General features: G+C 67.1%; 14 protein-coding genes and 2 tRNA genes. 9 read left to right on the forward strand and 7 right to left on the reverse strand.

Annotation, left to right across the window (positions count from 1 at the left end; all coding sequences use genetic code 11):
- Nucleotides 1-364 precede the first annotated feature (364 nt).
- From J3E61_RS26770 to J3E61_RS26780, 3 genes are all read left to right on the forward strand, one after another.
- Nucleotides 365-9,526, forward strand: coding sequence for a DUF1729 domain-containing protein (locus J3E61_RS26770; RefSeq protein WP_210086707.1), 9,162 nt, complete (start codon nt 365-367; stop codon nt 9,524-9,526).
- A 57-nt stretch (nt 9,527-9,583) separates the two neighbouring features.
- Nucleotides 9,584-9,976 (forward strand): holo-ACP synthase, encoded by a 393-nt coding sequence (locus J3E61_RS26775; protein WP_192723520.1) that lies wholly within the window; start codon nt 9,584-9,586, stop codon nt 9,974-9,976.
- Nucleotides 9,977-10,144: 168 nt separating this feature from the next.
- A complete protein-coding gene (locus tag J3E61_RS26780; RefSeq protein WP_210085934.1) occupies nt 10,145-11,491 on the forward strand; it encodes a dipeptidase in 1,347 nt (448 codons plus the stop codon).
- Here the strand turns inward: J3E61_RS26780 and bcp are convergent.
- Nucleotides 11,468-11,941 (reverse strand): thioredoxin-dependent thiol peroxidase, encoded by a 474-nt coding sequence (bcp, locus tag J3E61_RS26785; RefSeq protein ID WP_192723518.1) that lies wholly within the window; start codon nt 11,939-11,941, stop codon nt 11,468-11,470. The two genes, J3E61_RS26780 and bcp, sit on opposite strands and share 24 nt — an antisense overlap.
- A gap of 96 nt (nt 11,942-12,037) precedes the next feature.
- Between bcp and J3E61_RS26790 the strand changes: the two genes are divergently transcribed.
- Complete coding sequence (locus tag J3E61_RS26790; protein WP_192723517.1) at nt 12,038-12,265, forward strand: DUF3618 domain-containing protein; 228 nt, start codon at nt 12,038-12,040, stop codon at nt 12,263-12,265.
- A gap of 4 nt (nt 12,266-12,269) precedes the next feature.
- Here the strand turns inward: J3E61_RS26790 and J3E61_RS26795 are convergent, their stop codons facing one another.
- Nucleotides 12,270-12,440: a hypothetical protein gene (locus tag J3E61_RS26795; RefSeq protein WP_192723516.1), complete on the reverse strand. Its 171-nt coding sequence runs from the start codon at nt 12,438-12,440 to the stop codon at nt 12,270-12,272.
- Between the two features lie 346 nt (nt 12,441-12,786).
- Between J3E61_RS26795 and J3E61_RS26800 the strand changes: the two genes are divergently transcribed.
- Nucleotides 12,787-13,050, forward strand: a complete 264-nt coding sequence (locus tag J3E61_RS26800) for a hypothetical protein (RefSeq protein WP_210086708.1) — start codon at nt 12,787-12,789, stop codon at nt 13,048-13,050.
- Nucleotides 13,050-13,433, forward strand: coding sequence for a nitroreductase family deazaflavin-dependent oxidoreductase (locus J3E61_RS26805; protein ID WP_210085935.1), 384 nt, complete (start codon nt 13,050-13,052; stop codon nt 13,431-13,433). Before J3E61_RS26800 ends, J3E61_RS26805 begins: the two co-directional genes overlap by 1 nt.
- A 10-nt stretch (nt 13,434-13,443) precedes the next feature.
- On the opposite strand, the gene J3E61_RS26810 is transcribed toward J3E61_RS26805, so the two are convergent.
- Nucleotides 13,444-13,516: transfer RNA gene (locus tag J3E61_RS26810), tRNA-Lys, on the reverse strand.
- A gap of 159 nt (nt 13,517-13,675) precedes the next feature.
- On the opposite strand from J3E61_RS26810, the gene J3E61_RS26815 reads away from it, so the two are divergent.
- On the forward strand, nt 13,676-14,902 hold the full coding sequence (locus J3E61_RS26815; protein ID WP_210085936.1) for a L,D-transpeptidase family protein: 1,227 nt from the start codon (nt 13,676-13,678) through the stop codon (nt 14,900-14,902).
- Nucleotides 14,903-14,920: 18 nt separating this feature from the next.
- On the opposite strand, the gene J3E61_RS26820 is transcribed toward J3E61_RS26815, so the two are convergent.
- Nucleotides 14,921-14,993, reverse strand: a tRNA-His gene (locus tag J3E61_RS26820).
- Nucleotides 14,994-15,028: 35 nt separating this feature from the next.
- Nucleotides 15,029-15,676 (reverse strand): oligoribonuclease, encoded by a 648-nt coding sequence (gene orn / locus J3E61_RS26825; RefSeq protein WP_210085937.1) that lies wholly within the window; start codon nt 15,674-15,676, stop codon nt 15,029-15,031.
- 80 nt (nt 15,677-15,756) lie between these two features.
- On the opposite strand from orn, the gene J3E61_RS26830 reads away from it, so the two are divergent.
- Nucleotides 15,757-17,340 carry a DUF853 family protein gene (locus tag J3E61_RS26830; RefSeq protein ID WP_210085938.1) on the forward strand — a complete coding sequence of 528 codons (1,584 nt, stop codon included), beginning with the start codon at nt 15,757-15,759 and terminating at the stop codon, nt 17,338-17,340.
- Between the two features lie 6 nt (nt 17,341-17,346).
- Here J3E61_RS26830 and J3E61_RS26835 read toward each other — a convergent pair whose 3' ends face one another.
- On the reverse strand, nt 17,347-18,153 hold the full coding sequence (locus J3E61_RS26835) for an SDR family oxidoreductase (RefSeq protein ID WP_210085939.1): 807 nt from the start codon (nt 18,151-18,153) through the stop codon (nt 17,347-17,349).
- Nucleotides 18,154-18,178: 25 nt separating this feature from the next.
- Here J3E61_RS26835 and J3E61_RS26840 point away from each other — a divergent pair, with 25 nt between their 5' ends.
- Nucleotides 18,179-19,426 (forward strand): MFS transporter, encoded by a 1,248-nt coding sequence (locus J3E61_RS26840; RefSeq protein ID WP_210085940.1) that lies wholly within the window; start codon nt 18,179-18,181, stop codon nt 19,424-19,426.
- Here the strand turns inward: J3E61_RS26840 and J3E61_RS26845 are convergent.
- Nucleotides 19,423-20,172 carry a hypothetical protein gene (locus J3E61_RS26845; protein WP_210085941.1) on the reverse strand — a complete coding sequence of 250 codons (750 nt, stop codon included), beginning with the start codon at nt 20,170-20,172 and terminating at the stop codon, nt 19,423-19,425. The two genes, J3E61_RS26840 and J3E61_RS26845, sit on opposite strands and share 4 nt — an antisense overlap.
- Between the last annotated feature and the right edge of the window lie 96 nt (nt 20,173-20,268).

The following is a 20,268-nucleotide window of genomic DNA, read 5'->3' on the forward strand; positions in this document are numbered from 1 at the left end:
GGACGTTTGTCCCGCATAGGTTCGGGCCTCGCCCCGGCCGGTGTTATCGAACATGTGGTTACCCGTGCGTAGAACTCGCTAGTAACCATTTAGGGCGCGAAAATGGTGCGGTCTCTTATGCCACTCTTAGTACGGCTGGAGAGGCTGGGACCGCCAGGGGACCCGTCTAGACAGACTGTCGGATGGCCCGCGTGCCGGACAGGCCTGAACCAGCCGGGATTCGACGCCGAATCGCATGGCCTCCAAGAGACGACAGCACAGACGAGCGATACGCGCGAGAACGTACCGAGGGAGATAACAAGACGTGACGATCAACGAACAGAGCAGAGTGACCACCAGCCGCGACAACGGCGCCTCGCAAGCCATGGCAGGTACACACGCCCTCGTCGATCGTTTGAACGCAGGAGAGCCCTACGCGGTCGCATTCGGCGGCCAGGGCGGGGCCTGGCTGGAGAACCTGGAGGAGCTGGTCAGCTCCGCAGGCATCGAATCCGAGCTGAGCGAGATCGTCGGTGAGGCCGCGCTGCTGCTCGAACCGGTGGCCCGTGAACTCGTCGTGGTGCGCCCGATCGGCTTCGAGCCGCTGCAGTGGGTGCGCGCCCTTGCCGCAGAAGAGACGCTGCCCACCGCCAAGCAGCTGATGGCCATCGCCATCTCGGGCCCGGGCATCCTGCTCACCCAGATGGCTGCGACCCGCGCCGTCATCCGCCAGGGCCTCGACCTCTACGGCACCCCGCCGGTCGCGATGGCCGGACATTCGCAGGGCATCTTGGGTTGCGAGTCGTTGAAGGCGCAGGGCGCCAGGGACGCCGAGCTGCTGGCGATCCTGCAGCTGATGGGTGCCGCCGGGTCGCTGATGTCGCGTCGCCGGGGCATGGTCGGCCGCGGCGACAAGTCGCCGATGGTGTCGGTCACCAACGCCGACCCCGACCGCATTGCCGAACTGCTCGAGGAGTTCTCTCAGGACGTCCGCACCGTGCTGCCGCCGGTGCTGTCGATTCGCAACGGCAGGCGTTCCGTCGTCATCACCGGCACGCCGGAGCAGCTCGGCCGCTTCGAGCTGTACTGCAGCAAGATCACCGAAAAGGAAGAGGCCGAGCGCAAGAACAAACTTCGCGGCGGCGCAGTCTTCTCCCCGGTGTTCCACGGCATCCAGGTCGAGGTCGGCTTCCACACGCCGCGTCTCGCGCCGGCCGTCGACCTGATCGACGAATGGGCCGCCCGCACCAGCATCGACCGCGAGCTCACCCACCACTTCGCCAAGGCTGTTTTCGTCGAGCCAGTCGACTGGGTCGGCGAGGTCGAGCGGCTGCACGACTCGGGCGCGAAGTGGATCCTCGACCTCGGCCCCAGCGACACCGCGACCCGTGTGACGGCGCCGGTCGTCCGCGGTCTCGGCATCGGCCTCGTCCCTGCGGCCACCCGCGTCGGCCAGCGCAACCTGTTCACCGTCGGCGGCGAGCCCGATGTTCCGCCGGCATGGTCGAGCTACAAGCCGACCACCGTCAAACTGCCCGACGGTTCGGTCAAGCTGTCGACGAAGTTCACCCGCCTGACCGGCCGCTCGCCGATTCTGCTCGCGGGCATGACGCCGACGACCGTCGACGCGAAGATCGTCGCCGCGGCCGCCAACGCGGGCCACTGGGCCGAGCTGGCCGGTGGCGGTCAGGTCACCGAGGAGATCTTCGAGGGGCGCATCGCCGAGCTGACCCAGATGCTGGAGCCGGGCCGCGCCGTCCAGTTCAACTCGCTGTTCCTGGATCCGTACCTGTGGAAGCTGCAGGTCGGCGGGAAGCGGCTGGTGCAGCGCGCTCGTCAGTCGGGCGCCCCGATCGACGGCGTCGTCGTTTCCGCGGGCATCCCTGATCTCGAGGAAGCCGTCGAGCTGATCGACGAGCTCAACAGCGTCGGCATCAGCCACGTCGTGTTTAAGCCAGGCACGATCGACCAGATCAAGTCGGTCATCAACATCGCCGCCGAGGTGCCCGGCAAGGACGTCATCGTGCACATCGAGGGCGGCCGCGCCGGTGGCCACCATTCGTGGGAAGACCTCGACGACTTGTTGCTCGCGACGTATGCCGAGCTACGCAAGCTGTCTAACATCACGGTCTGCGTCGGCGGCGGTATCGGCACCCCGGAGCGGGCGGCCGAGTACCTGTCGGGTTCGTGGGCCGAGGCCTACGGCTTCCCTGCGATGCCCGTCGACGGCATCCTGGTCGGCACCGCGGCAATGGCGACGCTGGAGGCCACCACCTCGCCCGCGGTCAAGCAGATGCTCGTCGAGACCACCGGCACCGACCACTGGATCAGCGCCGGCAAGGCCCAAGGCGGCATGGCGTCCTCGCGCAGCCAGCTCGGCGCCGACATCCACGAGATCGACAACACCGCGTCGCGCTGCGGCCGGTTGCTCGACGAGGTCGCCGGCGACGCGGACGCCGTCGAGGCGCGGCGCGACGAGATCATCGCCGCGATGGCGAACACCTGCAAGCCGTACTTCGGCGACATCGGTGACATGACGTATGCGCAGTGGTTGCGGCGCTACATCGAGCTGGCCATCGGCGCGGACAACAGCACCGCCGACACCAAACTGCCCGGCACTCCGTGGTTGGCCGACACCTGGCGTGACCGGTTCCAGCAGATGCTCGAACGTGCCGAGGCCCGACTGCACCCGCAGGACTCGGGTTCGATCGAGACTCTGTTCAATGACGTTGCGCTGCTGAACAATCCGGAGCAGGCGATTGCCCTGTTGCTGTCGCGCTACCCGGAGGCCGAAACCCTCAAGCTGCACCCGGCCGACGTGCCGTGGTTCGTCACGCTGTGCAAGATGCTCGGCAAGCCGGTCAACTTCGTCCCGGTCATCGACAAGGACGTGCGCCGGTGGTGGCGCAGCGACTCGCTGTGGCAGGCCCACGACGCCCGCTACACCGCCGATCAGGTCTGCATCATCCCCGGCACGCAGTCAGTGGCGGGCATCACCCGAGTCGACGAGCCCGTCGGCGAGCTGCTGGACCGCTTCGAGCAGGCCGCGATCGACGCCACGCTGGCCACCGACGGGCAGCCCGTCGCAGTGGTCTCCCGCCGCCAGGCCCGCGCCGACGTCACCGGTCCGCTTGCGGTGGTGCTGGATTCGCCCGACGTGCTGTGGGCGGGCCGTACCGCGATCAACCCGGTACACCGCATCGGCGCACCCGACGAGTGGCAGGTCAACGAAAACCGTTCCGCCACACACCCGTCCACGGGTGCGCGGCTGGAACTGACCGGTGACACCGTGACGCTCGCCGTCCCGCTCTCCGACATCTGGATCAACATCCGCTTCACGTTGCCGTCCTGCACGGTCGACGGCGGCATGCCTGTGGTCACGGTCGAAGACGCCTCGACGGCAATGCGTTCGGTGCTGGCCATCGCGGCAGGCGTCGAGGGGCCCGACGCCCTTCCGCCGGTGCACGACGGCACGGCCAAGGTCACCGTCGAGTGGGATCCCGAGGAGGTCGCTGATCACACCGGGGTGACCGCGACGTTCGGTGCGCCACTGGCGCCGGGTCTCGCGCTGGTGCCCGATGCTCTGGTCGGCCACTGCTGGCCCGCTGTGTTCTCCGCCATCGGGTCGGCGGTCACCGATGACGGCTTCCCCGTCGTCGAGGGCCTGCTGAGCCTGGTGCATCTGGACCACGCCGCGCACCTGCTCACCGCGATGCCGAAGAGCAAGGCCGAATTGACCGTCACCGCAACGGTTTCCGCTGCGACCGACACGGAGTACGGCCGGGTGATCCCGGTCTCGGTATCCATTCTCGCCGCCGACGGGACTCAGCTGGCGACGCTCGAGGAGCGCTTCGCGATCCGCGGCCGCACCGGCGCAGCCGAGCTGACGGACCCGCCGCGCGCGGGCGGTGCGATGACCGACAACGCGACCGACACACCGCGTCGGCGCCGCCGCGACGTCACCGTCGCGGCGCCGACCGACATGAGCGCGTTCGCGGTGGTCTCGGGCGATCACAACCCGATCCACACCGACCGCGCCGCCGCACTGCTGGCCGGGCTGAAATCGCCCATCGTGCACGGCATGTGGCTGTCCGCAGCAGCGCAACACGTGGTCGCTGCGACCGACGGCAAGCCCGCTCCGCCTGCCCGCGTGGTCGGCTGGACGTCGCGCTTCCTCGGCATGGTGCTGCCCGGCGACGAGATCGACTTCCGCGTCGACCGCGTCGGAATCGACCGCGGCGCAGAGATCATCGAGGTGGCCGCCCGCGTCGGCTCCGAGCTGGTGATGTCGGCGACCGCGCAACTGGAGGCGCCGAAGACCGTCTATGCGTTCCCCGGTCAGGGCATTCAGCACAAGGGCATGGGCATGGAGGTCCGCGCCCGGTCCAAGGCCGCCCGCAAGGTGTGGGACACCGCGGACAAGTTCACCCGCGACACGTTGGGCTTCTCGGTGCTGCACGTGGTGCGCGACAACCCGACCAGCCTGATCGCCAGCGGTGTGCACTACCACCACCCGGACGGCGTGCTGTTCCTGACGCAGTTCACTCAGGTCGCGATGGCGACGGTGGCCGCCGCCCAGGTGGCCGAAATGCGTGAGCAGGGCGCGTTCGTCGAGGGCGCGATCGCATGCGGGCACTCCGTCGGTGAGTACACCGCGCTGGCCTGCGTGTCCGGCGTGTACGAACTGGAGGCGCTGCTGGAGGTCGTGTTCCACCGCGGCAGCAAGATGCACGACATCGTGCCGCGCGATCACCTCGGCCGGTCCAACTACCGGCTGGCCGCGATCCGGCCGTCGCAGATCGATCTCGACGACGCCGACGTGAAGCAGTTCATCGCCGAAATCTCTGAGCGCACAGGTGAATTCCTGGAGATCGTGAACTTCAACCTGCGTGGCTCGCAGTACGCGATCGCGGGCACCGTGCGCGGTCTGGAGGCGCTCGAGGAAGAGGTCGAGCGGCGACGCGAAATCTCCGGCGGCAAGCGGTCGTTCATCCTGGTGCCGGGCATCGACGTGCCGTTCCACTCGTCGGTTTTGCGGGTCGGCGTCGCCGACTTCCGTCGGTCGTTGGAGCGCGTCATGCCGCGCGACAAGGATCCGAACCTGATCATCGGCAAGTACATCCCGAACCTGGTGCCGCGGCCGTTCACGTTGGACCGTGACTTCATCCAGGAGATCCGCGACCTGGTGCCCGCCGAGCCGCTCGACGAGATCCTCGCCGACTACGACACGTGGCGCAACGAGAAGCCGGCCGAGTTGTGCCGCAAGGTCGTCATCGAGCTTCTTGCATGGCAGTTCGCCAGCCCGGTCCGCTGGATCGAGACCCAAGACCTGCTCTTCATCGAGGAGGCCGCGGGCGGTCTTGGCATCGAGCGGTTCGTCGAGATCGGCGTGAAGTCGGCGCCGACCGTTGCGGGCCTGGCCACCAACACGCTCAAGCTGCCCGAGTATTCGCACAACACAACCGAAGTGCTGAACTCCGAGCGCGACGCCGCGGTGCTGTTCGCCACGGATACCGATCCGGAGCCCGAGGACGACCTCGACGAAACGCCTGCGCCCGCCGCGGAGGCCGCACCCGTCGAGGCCGCTGCCCCGGCTGCCCCGGCGCCTGCGCCTGCGGCTCCTTCCGGGGGCCCGCGCCCGGACGATCTCGGCTACGACGCCGCCGACGCCACGATGGCGTTGATCGCGTTGTCGGCCAAGATGCGCATCGATCAGATCGAGCCGCTGGATTCGATCGAGTCGATCACCGACGGCGCGTCGTCGCGACGCAACCAGCTGCTGGTCGACCTGGGCTCCGAGCTGAACCTCGGTGCCATCGACGGCGCGGCCGAGGCCGACCTGGCCGGGTTGAAGGGACAGGTCGCCAAGTTGGCGCGGACCTACAAGCCGTTCGGCCCAGTGCTTTCCGATGCGATCAACGATCAGTTACGCACGGTGCTCGGCCCGTCCGGTAAGCGGCCGGCCTACATCGGCGAGCGGGTCAAGAAGGCCTGGGAACTCGGTGACGGCTGGGTCAAGCATGTGACCGTCGAGGTGGCGCTGGGCACCCGCGAGGGCTCCAGTGTCCGCGGCGGTGAGCTCGGCGGTCTGCACGACGGTGCGCTCGCCGACGCGGCGACCGTCGACAAGGTCATCGACGCGGCCGTGATGGCAGTCGGTGCGCGCCAAGGTGTTCCGGTGTCGCTCCCGTCGGCTGCCGGTGGTGCCGGGGGAGGCGTGGTGGATTCCGCCGCGCTTGGCGAGTTTGCCGAACAGGTCACCGGCCGCAACGGCGTGCTCGCCTCGGCCGCCCGCCTGATCCTCGGGCAGCTCGGCCTTGACACGCCGATTCCGGTGCCCGAGGCCACCGACGTCGAGCTCATCGACCTGGTCACCGCCGAACTCGGTTCGGACTGGCCGCGTTTGGTGGCTCCCACGTTCGACGGCCGCAAGGCGGTGCTGTTCGACGACCGGTGGGCCAGCGCCCGCGAGGACCTGGCCAAGATCTGGGTGCTCGACGAGAGCGAGATCGACGCCGACTGGCAGCGCATCTCCGCTCGGTTCGAGGGCGCAGGCAATGTCGTTGGCACACAAGCCACCTGGTGGCAGGGCAAGGCTCTGGCCACAGGCCGCAACATTCACGCCTCGCTCTACGGGCGTGCCGCGGCAGGCGCCGAGAACCCTGGCAAGGGTAAATACACCGATGAGGTCGCTGTCGTTACTGGCGCGTCGAAGGGATCCATCGCCGCGTCCGTGGTGGCCCAACTGCTCGACGGCGGTGCGACGGTGATCGCAACGACGTCCAAGCTCGACGACGAGCGGTTGGCGTTCTACCGCAACCTGTATCGCGACAACGCACGCTTTGACGCGAAGCTGTGGGTGGTGCCCGCCAACATGGCATCGTACACCGACATCGACAAGCTCGTCGAGTGGGTCGGCACCGAGCAGACCGAAAGCCTTGGGCCGCAGTCCATTCATCTCAAGGATGCGCAGACCCCGACGCTGCTGTTCCCGTTCGCAGCGCCGCGGGTGGCCGGTGATCTGTCCGACGCCGGCTCGCGCGCCGAGATGGAGATGAAGGTGCTGCTGTGGGCCGTGCAGCGGCTGATCGGCGGGCTGTCGCACATCGGTGCCGAGCGTGACATCGCTGCGCGCCTGCACGTCGTGCTGCCCGGTTCGCCGAACCGCGGCATGTTCGGTGGTGACGGTGCTTACGGCGAGGCCAAGGCCGCACTGGATGCGGTGGTGTCGCGGTGGAAGGCCGAGTCGTCGTGGGCGCAACGAGTTTCGTTGGCGCACGCGCTGATCGGCTGGACCAAGGGCACCGGGCTGATGGGCCACAACGACGCGATCGTCGGTGCGGTCGAAGAAGCTGGCGTGACGACGTACACGACCGAAGAGATGGCGAGCATGCTGCTCGGCCTGTGCGACATCGAGTCCAAGGTCGCCGCGGCCCGCGAGCCGCTGCAGGCCGACCTGACCGGCGGCCTGGCGGAGGTCGACCTCGACCTGTCCGAGCTGGCAGCCAAGGCGCGTGAGGACATGCTGGGCGAAGCCGCCACCGATGAAGAGGCGGACGACGAGGGCACCATCCGGGCACTGCCGTCGCCGCCGCGCGGCTACCAGTCCGCGCCGGCGCCCGATTGGGCGGACCTTGACGTCGACCCGGCCGATCTGGTCGTGATCGTGGGCGGCGCCGAACTGGGACCGTACGGCTCATCGCGGACTCGCTTCGAGATGGAGGTCGACAACGAGCTGTCGGCGGCCGGTGTGCTCGAACTGGCGTGGACCACAGGGCTGGTCAAGTGGGAGGACGACCCGACGCCGGGTTGGTACGACACGCAGACCGGCGACCTGGTCGACGAGGGCGAGCTGGTTGAGCGCTACCACGACGCGGTCGTCGAGCGCGTCGGCATCCGCGAGTTCGTCGACGACGGCGCGATCGACCCCGATCACGCTGCGCCGCTGCTGGTTTCGGTGTTCCTCGACAAGGACTTCACGTTCGTGGTGTCCTCTCAGGAGGAGGCGCGTCAGTTCGTCCAGTTCGATCCGGAGCACACCGTCATCGCGCCGGTGCCGGACAGCGGCGACTGGCAGGTCACTCGCAAGGCGGGCACCGAAATTCGGGTGCCGCGCAAGACGAAGTTGTCGCGGACGGTCGGCGCGCAGATCCCCACCGGGTTCAACCCGATGGTGTACGGCGTCAGCCAGGAGATGATGAACTCGATCGACCGGTTGGCCATCTGGAACCTGGTCACCACCGTCGACGCGTTCCTGTCAGCGGGATTCACTCCGGCCGAGTTGATGCGCTGGGTGCACCCCAGCCTGGTGGCCAACACCCAGGGCACCGGCATGGGCGGCCTGACGTCGATGCAGACCATGTATCACGGCAACCTGCTCGGCAGGAACAAGCCGAACGACATCCTGCAAGAGGTCCTGCCGAACGTGTACGCCGGCCACGTCGTTCAGTCCTACATCGGCAGCTACGGCGCGATGATCCACCCGGTTGGCGCGTGCGCCACCGCGGCGGTCTCTGTCGAAGAGGGCGTCGACAAGATCCGGTTGGGCAAGGCGGATTTCGTCGTCGCAGGCGGCTACGACGACCTGACGCTCGAGGCGATCATCGGCTTCGGTGACATGTCGGCAACCGCCGACACCGAGATGATGCGCGCCAAGGGCATCAGCGACTCGAAGTTCTCGCGCGCCAACGATCGTCGTCGGCTCGGGTTCGTCGAAGGCCAGGGCGGCGGCACCATCCTGCTGGCCCGCGGTGACCTCGCGTTGCAGATGGGTCTTCCGGTGCTGTCGGTGCTCGCCTATGTCTCGTCGTTCGGCGACGGTGTGCACACCTCGATTCCGGCTCCGGGACTTGGCGCGTTGGGCGCAGGCCGCGGCGGTCGTGAGTCGGAGTTGGCGCGTTCACTGGCCAAGCTCGGCGTCGGCCCCGACGACATCGCGGTGGTGTCCAAGCACGACACCTCCACGCTGGCCAACGATCCGAACGAGACCGAGCTGCACGAGCGGCTCGCCGACGCGATGGGCCGCTCTGCGGGCGCGCCGCTGTTCGTGGTGTCGCAGAAGAGCCTGACCGGCCACAGCAAGGGTGGTGCCGCGGCCTTCCAGATGATGGGGCTGTGCCAGATCCTGCGCGACGGCGTCATCCCGCCGAACCGCAGCCTGGACTGCGTCGACGACGAGCTGGCCAGCGCCGCGCACCTGGTGTGGCTGCGCGACACCCTGCGGCTGGGGGAGAAGTTCCCGCTCAAGGCGGGGCTGATCACCAGCCTCGGGTTCGGTCACGTGTCCGGTCTGATCGCGCTGGTGCATCCGCAGGCGTTCATCGCGGCGCTGAATCCCGAGCAGCGCAAGGACTACCAGGAGCGGTTCGAGGCACGCGTGCTGGCCGGTCAGCACCGGCTCGCGTCGGCGATCGCCGGTGGGCCTGCGCTGTACGAGAAGCCTGCCGATCGCCGGTTCAGCCATGAGGCGCCGGAGAAGCGGCAGGAGGCGGAGATGCTGCTCGATCCGGCGGCCCGGCTCGGCGACGGCGACGTGTATGTGCGGTGATGAGCGCTTGCGCGAAGAACATCGGCGTCTCGAGGGGTGCGCGCTACTGTTCCTCTCATGGCAGTAGTCGGGGTGGGGATCGATCTGGTCTCCATTCCCGACTTCGCCGAGCAGGTCGATCAGCCCGGCACGGTGTTCGCCGAGACGTTCACTCCCGGTGAGCGACGCGATGCCGCGGACAAGAGTTCGTCTGCGGCCCGGCATCTGGCGGCGCGGTGGGCCGCCAAGGAGGCGGTCATCAAGGCCTGGTCGGGTTCGCGGTTCTCGAGACGGCCAGTGTTGCCCGAGGGTATTCACCGCGACATCGAGGTCATCACCGACATGTGGGGCAGGCCGAAGGTCCGGCTGACCGGGGCCATCGCCGAACACCTCAAGGACGTGACGATCCACCTGTCGCTGACGCATGAGGCCGACACCGCCGCGGCGGTCGCGATCCTCGAGGAGCGCTAACTTTCTTACGCCGAGCGTGCGTGTCTGCACGCCGACACGCCGTTGTTGGCGAGCATTCCGCGCGCGCTCGTCGCTGGCGAAAGTGCGCAACATGTACACATTTGGCGGCGTGTCGCTGTGCAGACACGCACGCTCGCGGTAGTGGGGTGACCCGCTAGTCTCGGCTCCATGAGTGATCTCGTGGAGCGGGTGCGTGAGGTGCTGCCGTCGGTGCGCCGCGACCTGGAAGACCTGGTACGCATCGAATCCGTGTGGGCCGATCCCGCCCGCAGGCCCGAAGTGCAGCGCAGCGCCGACGCAGTCGCAAAGCTGTTGTCGGAGGCCGGGTTCGGCGATGTTCAGATCGTCAGCGAAGGCGGCGCGCCCGCGGTCATCGCGCGTCACCCAGCCCCGCCCGGCGCGCCGACGGTGTTGCTGTACGCGCATCACGACGTGCAACCGGAAGGCGAGCCCGGTCAATGGCAGTCGCCGCCGTTCGAACCGACCGAGCGTGACGGCCGGCTCTACGGTCGCGGTGTTGCCGACGACAAGGCAGGCATTGCAACACATTTGGCGGCGTTCCGTGCTCACGGCGGCCAACCGCCCGTCGGCGTCACGGTGTTCGTCGAAGGCGAAGAGGAGTCCGGCTCGCCGTCACTGTCGCGCTTGCTGGCCGCCCACCGCGACGTGTTGGCATGCGACGTGATCGTCATCGCCGACTCCGACAACTGGAGCACCGAGGTGCCATCGCTGACGGTGTCGTTGCGCGGGCTGGCCGACTGCATCGTCGAGGTCGCAACACTCGACCATGGCCTGCACTCCGGCCTCTGGGGCGGTGTGGCGCCCGACGCGTTGAGCGCGCTGGTGCGCCTGCTGGCCAGCCTGCACGACGACGAGGGCAACGTCGCCGTCGCCGGACTGCATGAAGGAACAGTCGCCGACGTCGACATCTCACCGGAGCGGGTGCGCGAAGAAGCCGGCCTACTCGACGGCGTCACTGAAATCGGTGAAGGCTCTGTGCCACAACGACTTTGGGCCAAGCCCGCGATCACCGTCATCGGCATCGACACCACTTCGATCGACAAGTCGTCGAATACGTTGATCCCGCGGGCGCGGGCGAAGGTCAGTATGCGGGTGGCCCCCGGCGGCGACGCGAAAGAGCATCTGGCCGCGCTGACCCGCCACCTCGAGCAGCACGCGCCGTGGGGCGCGCAGGTGACCGTCATACCGGGCGACCTCGGCCAGCCCTACGCCATTGACGCCAGTGGGCCCGTCTACGACGCCGCGCGCGCCGCTTTCCGCCGGGCGTGGGGCAATGAGCCCGTCGACACCGGGGTTGGTGGTTCGATCCCGTTCATCGCCGAATTCGCCGAGGCGTTTCCGTCGGCCAAGATCTTGGTCACCGGTGTGGAAGACCCACAGACGCAGGCGCACAGCATCAACGAGAGCCTGCACCTTGGCGTACTGGAACGCGCGGCGACCGCGGAGGCGCTGCTGCTGGCCAACCTCGGCTCAAACGGACAGGTCTCGTCGTAGCTTGGCGACGTGCCCCGTCGCGCGCACGTTGTACTGCGCCTCGGCGATCTTGCCCTTCTCGTCGACGACGAACGTCGAGCGGATGACACCCTGAACTGTCTTGCCGTACATGGTTTTTTCGCCGTAGGCGCCCCATGCTTCGAGCACCTTGCGGTCCGGATCGGACAGCAGCGGAAAGGTCAGCTTCTGGTCGTCGCGAAACTTGGCGAGCTTGGCAGGCTTGTCGGGGGAGATGCCGATGACATCGAGGCCGGCCCCGTTGAGTTGGCTCAGACTGTCGCGGAAGTCGCAGGCCTGCTTGGTGCATCCCGGCGTGGATGCGGCGGGGTAGAAGTACACGATGACCCGGCGGCCCTTGTAGTCCGACAGCTTGACGGTGTTGCCGTCGGCATCGGGCAGGCTGAACGCGGGGGCTTTGTCGCCCACCTCGAGACGCGGGGTCTGCGGCATGCGGGAGGGTCCCTTCTTCGACCGGTGCGCTCCGGTGAGCGCAAGCTCAACTAGGGTAGATCGGCAAGGAAGCGCTCACGGGCTTGGAGGCAAGAAGTGGCGGACCGCGATCCCGACACCATCAAGCGGGACATCGACCAGGCGCGTGATCAGTTGGCCGCGACGGTCGACACTCTCGCCGTGCGTGCCAATCCGCAGAGAATCGCCAACGACATCAAGGCGGGCGTGGTGCGGTTTCTGAAGAAGCCTGCAGTCGCGGCCTCCCTGGCCGGCGTCGGCGCCGTGGTCGTAGTGGTTGTCATTCGCCGCGCGCGGCGGCGGTGACCGGCTAGCGCCTGCGCGCCGAGCGGAACAGGTCGGCGAACCAGAAACTGGGCGGGTTGGCGACCCGGCCGAGGCGGCTGCAGGTGTACACCATCACGGGCAGTTGCCCGGTTACGTCGTCGGCTGAAGCCGCGCCGGACGCACCCGCGGTGAGCGATGCGTCTATGGTGGACATCAGCTAAGACCTCGTTTCGTTGCGCCCGTAGTTGTCACGTGGCTTGTAATTCGCTGTAGCTAACTAGAGGTTAGCACCATGATCGCTCGCTATGCAGCATAAATCGTGGTGAAGTCACACGACCGTTACCAGGCGCAACGATCGCCCACCTCGAAGCATAAGTGAACTTATGTGAGTAGTAGCACATCGGACTTCTCGCTAACAGGGCATCTGGCTAATTTATCGTTGCCGTTAATAGGCTACTGCGCAACCGTTGCCCGGGCAAGCGACGCCTACGGCCTGCTCACATTTGCTGAACCTGCCCCGGCGCGCGCGTAGCCGTGGCGGATGCAATGATGCCGACGTGATCGATGACCCCGACACGGCGCAGGCGCGGGAGTTACTGCAATCGCTGCACGCGCACGTCGACGAAATCTCCAAAAAGGTGGAATCGGCCGAAATCCGCACGCGACGTGTGCAGGGTCACGCCGCTGCGATTGCTCGGCGTCGGGTGGCCAGCCTGCGTCATGAACTCTATGAGGCGCACCGGCTGATCGACGGGCTGCACCGAAGGTTTCCGGATGCGCGACCACGGCGGATGGCCAGGGCGCGTCCCGATTGCTCGCGCTGATGCGGATGCCAAGGGCCGTCGCCAAGTTCAACAGTCGAATCACCAATCCGGCGGCTCGGTCAATCACGCCCTGGCTTCCTGCCCTAGGGACACTCGAACATGTCGGACGCAAGTCAGGCAGGCGTTATCGAACGCCGTTGCTGGTGTTCCCGATCCGCGACGGCTTCGTCGTTCTCATCGGGTATGGGCCGAAATCGGACTGGGTGAAGAATGTCTTCGCCAGTGGACAGGCGGTGCTGCACAAGCGCGGCAAGAGTATCGCGCTCGCCGACCCTCGGCTCCTGAGTAAGGCGGAGGCCACACCGCTCGTTGCGGGGCCGTCCGGTCTCTTTTACCGCCTGTTTCCGTACAACGAGGCGGCGCTGGTGTTGACCAAGGTCTAACGCTCTGGAGTGCGCCGTCAGGGTTTCGAACCCCGGACCCGCTGATTAAGAGTCAGCTGCTCTACCAACTGAGCTAACGGCGCTGCGTGTGCGACAATAACAGGCCTCGCGGCAAGGGTGAAATCACGACCGCTCGCCGCCGCTGGGAGCGACGCCGACGTTGCGCCCCCAGCTAAATTTGCCCTTAGACTATTGCCAAGAATCCTCAGTGTGTCGGTCATGGTGTCGAAGTGGAGCAAAGTATGGGGCAGGTCAAGCGGGTGGCCCGTCCGCGCCGGAAACGTGCCTGGCTGGTCGCGGCGGCGCTGATTCCCGGGCTCGTGCTCGGCCTCAGTGCGTGCAGCAGTAAGCCGGCTCCACCGCAGGCGCCTCAGGTCATCACAGACAAGGGCACGCCCTACGGCGACCTGCTGGTGCCCAAGCTCTCCGCGTCGGTCAAGGACGGTGCCGTCGGCATCAGCGTCGAGTCGCCCGTAACGGTCAGCGCCGAGGACGGTGTGCTTGGCGCCGTCACGATGGTCAACGCCGATGACGGCACGCCGGTGGCCGGGCACCTCAGCCCCGACGGCCTGGTGTGGTCCACGACCGATCCGCTGGGCTACAACGAGCGCTACACGCTGAACGCGCAGGCGCTGGGCCTCGGCGGCGCCACGAGCCAGCAGATGACGTTCCAGACGCATTCGCCAGAAAACCTCACCATGGCCTACGTGCTGCCCAACGACGGCGAGGTGGTTGGTGTCGGTCAACCGGTCGCGGTGCAGTTCGACGAGAACATCACCGACCGATTGGCTGCGCAGAAGGCGATCAAAATCACAACCAACCCCCCCGTCGAGGGCGCCTTCTACTGGCTGAACAACCGCGAAGTCCGTTGGCGCCCAGCGCAATACTGGAAGCCCGGCACGACGGTCGATGTCGCCGTGAACATTTACGGCGCCGATCTGGGTGACGGGCTGTTCGGCCAGGAGAACGTCCATACCCGCTTCACGATCGGCGATGAGGTGATCGCGACCGCCGATGACAACACGAAGATCGTGACGGTTCGGCGCAACGGTGAAGTCATCAAGACGATGCCGACGTCGATGGGCAAGGACAGCACGCCCACCAACAACGGCGTCTACATCGTCGGTGCCCGGTTCACCCACATCGTCATGGATTCGTCGACGTATGGCGTGCCGGTCAATTCGCCCAACGGCTATCGCACCGACGTGGACTGGGCGACCCAGATCAGCTACAGCGGCATCTTCGTGCACTCTGCACCGTGGTCGGTGGGCAGCCAGGGCTACACCAACACCAGCCACGGGTGCCTCAACGTCAGCCCGAGCAATGCCGTCTGGTTCTACGACAACACCAAGCGCGGCGACATCGTCGAGGTGATCAACACGGTCGGTTCGACATTGCCCGGCACCGATGGCCTTGGCGACTGGAACATTCCGTGGGAGCAATGGAAAGCGGGCAACGCCAGCATCTGACGTTGCCCGCTCCACTCGGGTGGCTGACGGGACTCGAACCCGCGACAGCCAGGATCACAACCTGGTGCTCTACCAACTGAACTACAGCCACCATTGCCGCGTCACGCACGTGCGGCGCCGTTGATATTAGCCGCTAGGGCGCTCCGCAGCCGAATCGATATCGCCCGAGGCGCCGATCGGGGGGCCGAGCTCAGCAGCGATCTCCGCGATTTCGCTGGTCGACGGCCCCGGCGCCGGTACGAACGCCGTGCGACGGTAATACTGCAGCTCGCGGATCGACTCGTGGATGTCGGCCAGCGCCCGGTGTGCCAGCCCCTTCTCCGGCTGGCCGAAGTAGATGCGCGGATACCAACGCCTGCACAACTCCTTGATCGAACTGACGTCGATCATCCGGTAGTGCAGAAAGTCGTCGAGCTTGGGCATGTCACGGGCGATGAAGCCGCGGTCGGTGGCGATCGAGTTGCCGGCCAGCGGAGCGGTCTTGGCCTGCTTGACGTGGCTACGGATGTAGTCGAGCACCTGCTCCTCGGCCGTGGCGAGGTCGACAGTCGACGCACGCACCTCCTCGATCAGGCCCGAGCGGGTGTGCATGTCGGTGACGATCGGGATCATCGACGACAACGCAGCGTCGTCGGCGTGGATCACCACGTCGATGCCGTCGCCAAGAATGTTCAGCTCGGCGTCGGTGACCAGCACCGCGATCTCGATGAGCCGGTCGGCCTTGAGGTCAAGGCCTGTCATCTCACAGTCGATCCACACCAGTTCGTCACGCACAGGGGCAACATTAAGCCGTCGGCCGACAAGCGGCGCCCGACACCCACCCGGCGAGCGCGCGTCCCAGTAATGTTCCGGCCATGACCACGGAGTCGACAGCCGCCCCCGCCCAGCAGATCGCCGCAGGTTATGCCACCCAAGGGCCCGCATTGGAATTGGGTGCCGTCGTCGTCGACGGGGTTTGTGACCCGACGGCGCAGGTGCGGATCCCGCTGGCCACCGTCAACCGCCACGGCCTCGTCGCGGGCGCCACCGGCACCGGCAAGACGAAGTCGCTGCAGGTGATCGCCGAACAGCTGTCCGCGGCCGGCGTGCCCGTCGTGATGGCCGACATCAAGGGCGATCTGTCCGGGCTGTCGCGGCCCGGCGAAGCAGGCGAGAAGATCGAGCAGCGCAGCAAGGACACCGGCGATTCGTGGGCTCCCACAGCGTTCCCCGTGGAGTTTCTCTCCCTCGGCACCTCGGGCATCGGCGTTCCCGTGCGCGCGACGATGACCAGCTTCGGCCCGATCCTGCTGTCAAAAGTATTGGGGCTCAACCCAACTCAAGAGTCGACGCTCGGGCTGATCTTCCATTGGGCCGACCAGAAGGGGTTGCCGCTGCTCGACCTCAAGGATCTGCGCGCCGTCATCCAGTTCCTCACCAGCGACGAAGGTAAGGAACAGCTCAAGGCGATCGGCGCCGTCTCGGCGGCCACGGCAGGCGTCATCCTGCGGGCGCTGATCAACCTGGAAGCCGAGGGTGCGGACACCTTCTTCGGCGAGCCGGAGCTGGAGCCCAGCGATCTGATGCGCACCGACGCGCAGGGCCGCGGCGTCATCACGCTGCTCGAACTGGGCGATCAGGCCACCCGCCCGGTGATGTTCTCGACCTTCCTGATGTGGGTGCTCGCCGATCTGTTCACCGCACTGCCCGAGGTCGGCGACATCGACAAGCCCAAGCTGGTCTTCATGTTCGACGAGGCGCACCTGCTGTTCACCGACGCCTCGAAGGCATTCCTCGAGCAGGTCGAGCAGACGGTGAAACTGATCCGGTCGAAGGGCGTCGGCGTGTTCTTCTGCACGCAGCTGCCAACCGACGTGCCCAACGACGTGCTCAGCCAACTCGGCGCGCGCATCCAGCATGCGCTGCGCGCGTTCACCCCCGACGATCAGAAGGCGCTCACCAAGACGGTGCGCACCTATCCGAAGACCGACGTCTACGACCTCGAGAACGCGCTGACGTCGCTGGGGATCGGCGAGGCGATTGTGACAGTGCTCTCGGAGAAGGGCGCGCCGACGCCCGTTGCGTGGACCAGGATGCGTTCGCCGCGTTCGCTGATGGGCGCCATCGGCAACGATGCGATTGCCGCGGCCGCGAAAGCCAGTGCGCTGCAAGGAAAGTACGGCCAGACAATCGACCCGCAGTCGGCCTACGAGATTCTGCAGAACAAGGTCGCACCGCCGCCTGCCGATGCCCCCGCGCCGCCACCGCCACCCGTGGGGGAGCCGCCCGCTCCGGCCAGCGCCGAGGGCGAGGTCAAGTCGCGCGATGGCGCCGAGCCAGGCGTGCTGGAGAAGATGATGGCCAGCCCGGCGTTCAAGAGCGCCATGCGATCGGCCGGCACAGTCATCGGCCGCGAGATCACCCGCAGCATCTTCGGCACCGGCCGTCGCCGCCGCTAACGGGAACTAGCCGCCGCCGAGTTTCTTGTAGACCGCGCCCACAATCGGCGTCACGATCGCCCGCGGCGTGTAGCCCGACGCCACCGACATCGCCTTTGACGTCACGCCCGGCACGACGCGCATCTTGTTGCGCTCCAAGCCATCCAGCGAAATCTTCGCGGTGTACTCCGTCGAGATCCACAGGAAGTCGGGGATCAGCTTCTCGACAAGCGACTGCTCGGTCTCGGCGGGCAGCGTCTCGCGGACCGGGCCCGGCGCGAGCAGCGTGACGTGGACGCCGACCTTCTTGAGCTCGCCGCGCAGCGACTCGCTGAACGTGTTGGCGAACGCCTTGGTGGCGGCGTAGGTCGCGTTGTTCGGAATCGGCGAATTGCCGGCCGCCGAACCGGAAATCAGGATTCCGCCTGACTTCCGCGAAACCATACCGGGCAGCACGGCGAGCGCAAGGTCATGTACGCCAAGGACATTCAGCTGTACCTGAGCCTTCTCCGCCTCGGGATCCAGCGAAGCGACCGGGCCGAACGTCGCGGTCCCGGCGTTCGCACACAGAATCGAAATGTTGCGCGTCGCAAGCTCGTCGCACAGTTTGGTGCGCTCGGCAGGGTCGGCCAGGTCAACCGGACGCACCTCGACGGTCACCCCGTACTGCTGAGTGAGCCGATCGGCCAACGTTCGCAGCACGTCCTCGCGGCGCGCGGTGATGATCAGATGGTGGCCACGGGCGGCAAGCTCGGTGGCCAGCGCTTCGCCGATGTTCTGCGAGGCACCGGTGACGACGGCACGGGCATCCGCACTGGGAGCGGGGACTGGCATGCGCCGGACTATATCGTGGGCGCTCATGAGCCGGTTGCGCGTGCTGGCGTGGGCACTGTGGGACTGCGGCTCCACCGGCGTCGGCGCCATCGTCGTGACCTTCGTGTTCTCCGTCTACCTGACCCGCTCCGTCGGCGACGACCTGCCGGGCGGCACCACCCCGGCGAGCTTGCTCGGCTGGGCGCTGTTTCTCTCCGGCGCGACAGTCGCCGTGCTCGCGCCCATCACCGGGGTCTGGGTCGACGCGCCGCACCGGCGACGAAAGACGCTCGGCGTGCTCACCGCGATGGTGGTGGCGTTGACGGCGGCGATGAGCCTGATCCGCGACGACGCCCGCTACCTGTCGGTCGGCTTGCTGCTTCTTGGGTTCACCGCTGCGTGCAACGACTTGGCCAGCGTTCCCTACAACGCGATGCTGCGACAGCTGACGACACCGGCGACCTACGGGAAGGTATCCGGATTCGGTTGGGCCGCAGGGTATATCGGCACGATGGCACTGCTGGTCATCGTGTACGCCTGCTTCATGTCCGGCGGTAGTCAAAACGTCCCCGCTGCCATGCTGCTCACCGCGGCCTGGATGGCCGTGTTCGCACTTCCCGTGCTGATTGTGCCGCCGCGCGCCGACCTCGAACCGCAAACCCGGTCCGCGACCGGTGTCTTCGGCGCGTACCGCAAGTTGTGGTCGGACCTGCGCGCGGAGTGGCGGCGGGACCGCAACGTCGTCTACTACCTGCTCGCCAGCGCGGTCTTCCGCGACGGCCTGGCCGGCGTGTTCACCTTCGGCGCCGTGCTCGGGGTCAACGTCTACGGCGTCTCGTCGGCCGACGTGCTGCTGTTCGGCATCGCCGCCAATGTGGTGGCCGCGGCCGGGGCGGTGCTCGGCGGCCTGCTCGACGATCGCGTCGGCTCCAAGACCGTGATCCTCGGCTCGCTGGCGGCGATGATCGTCGTCGGCATCACGCTGATGTCCTTGTCCGGCGTCGCGGCCTTCTGGGTGTGCGGGCTGCTGCTGTGTTTGTTCATCGGACCGACACAGGCCTCGGCGCGCACGCTGCTGCTGCGAATGACTGTCCAAGGCAAGGAAGGCGTCGCGTTCGGCCTCTACACCATGACCGGCCGCGCGGTCGCGCCGCTCGCGCCGTTCCTGTTCTCCACATTCGTCGCGATCTTCGGGGCCGATCGCGCCGGGATCGCCGGTCTGATGCTGGTGTTGGCCGCGGGCTTTCTCGCGATGGTCGCCGTGCAGGTGCCGCGACGGGCGGTCACCGTTTAGCCGACCGCGGTGCAGATCGTCAGGCCTGAGCCGGTGCGCTGCTGCACCTGCGCGCCGTTGACCGAGATCGAGCAGCTCACTTCGCGGCCGACGTTGATGATGCTGACGCTTGCGGAGTCCTTGGCCGACTGGGCCAACTGGACCTCCTTGCTCCACGGCAGCATCACGTTGAACTCCGTCTGCAACACGCCGCCGGTGTCCACGTAGGTGATGTTGATCGCCCGGCCGTCGCCGGACACGTCGTAGACGACGGTCTCGGTGGCGCCAGGGGTGCCTGTCGTCGACGGACCCGTTGTCGACGGCGTGCTGGGCGGCGTCGGTAGCGGAAAGACGGGGATGGTCGGCCGCGTCGTTGTCGGGACGGGCCGGGTCGAGGTCGGTTCGGGCACCGAGGGCAGCGGCGCGACCACGGTTTCCTGCTTGGAGCTGTTCACGATCACCAGCGCGATGACCAGCCCGATCACAGTCAGGACCGCGACGGCCGCGACTATCCACAACCAGCGCGGGGACTTCGGCCCCTCGGGCTCAGGTGGCTGCGGCGGGCCCCCCGGTGGGCCGTACTGGCCGGTTGCGTAGGCGTCGTAGCCATACGGGGGATAGGCGGACAGCCGCTCGGTGGGCGGGGGCGCGCCCGGTGCCTGATAGGTGGGGCCGTAGGGCGCCTGGCTCGCATATGCCGGATCGGTGTATCCGGGATAGCTGTCGCCGAAGGGTTCGGGCCCGTCGCGGCGTGGTGAATCGGTCATTCCCACCTCATGGCTGCAGGGTACCTGTGCAGCCGCTCAGGCCGCCGCAGACAGGTCTCACCTCGGCCTAGCCGGTGTCGGTCCGACTCGGGCGGG

The organism is Mycobacterium sp. OAE908 (assembly GCF_017872775.1).
Lineage (GTDB): Bacteria > Actinomycetota > Actinomycetes > Mycobacteriales > Mycobacteriaceae > Mycobacterium.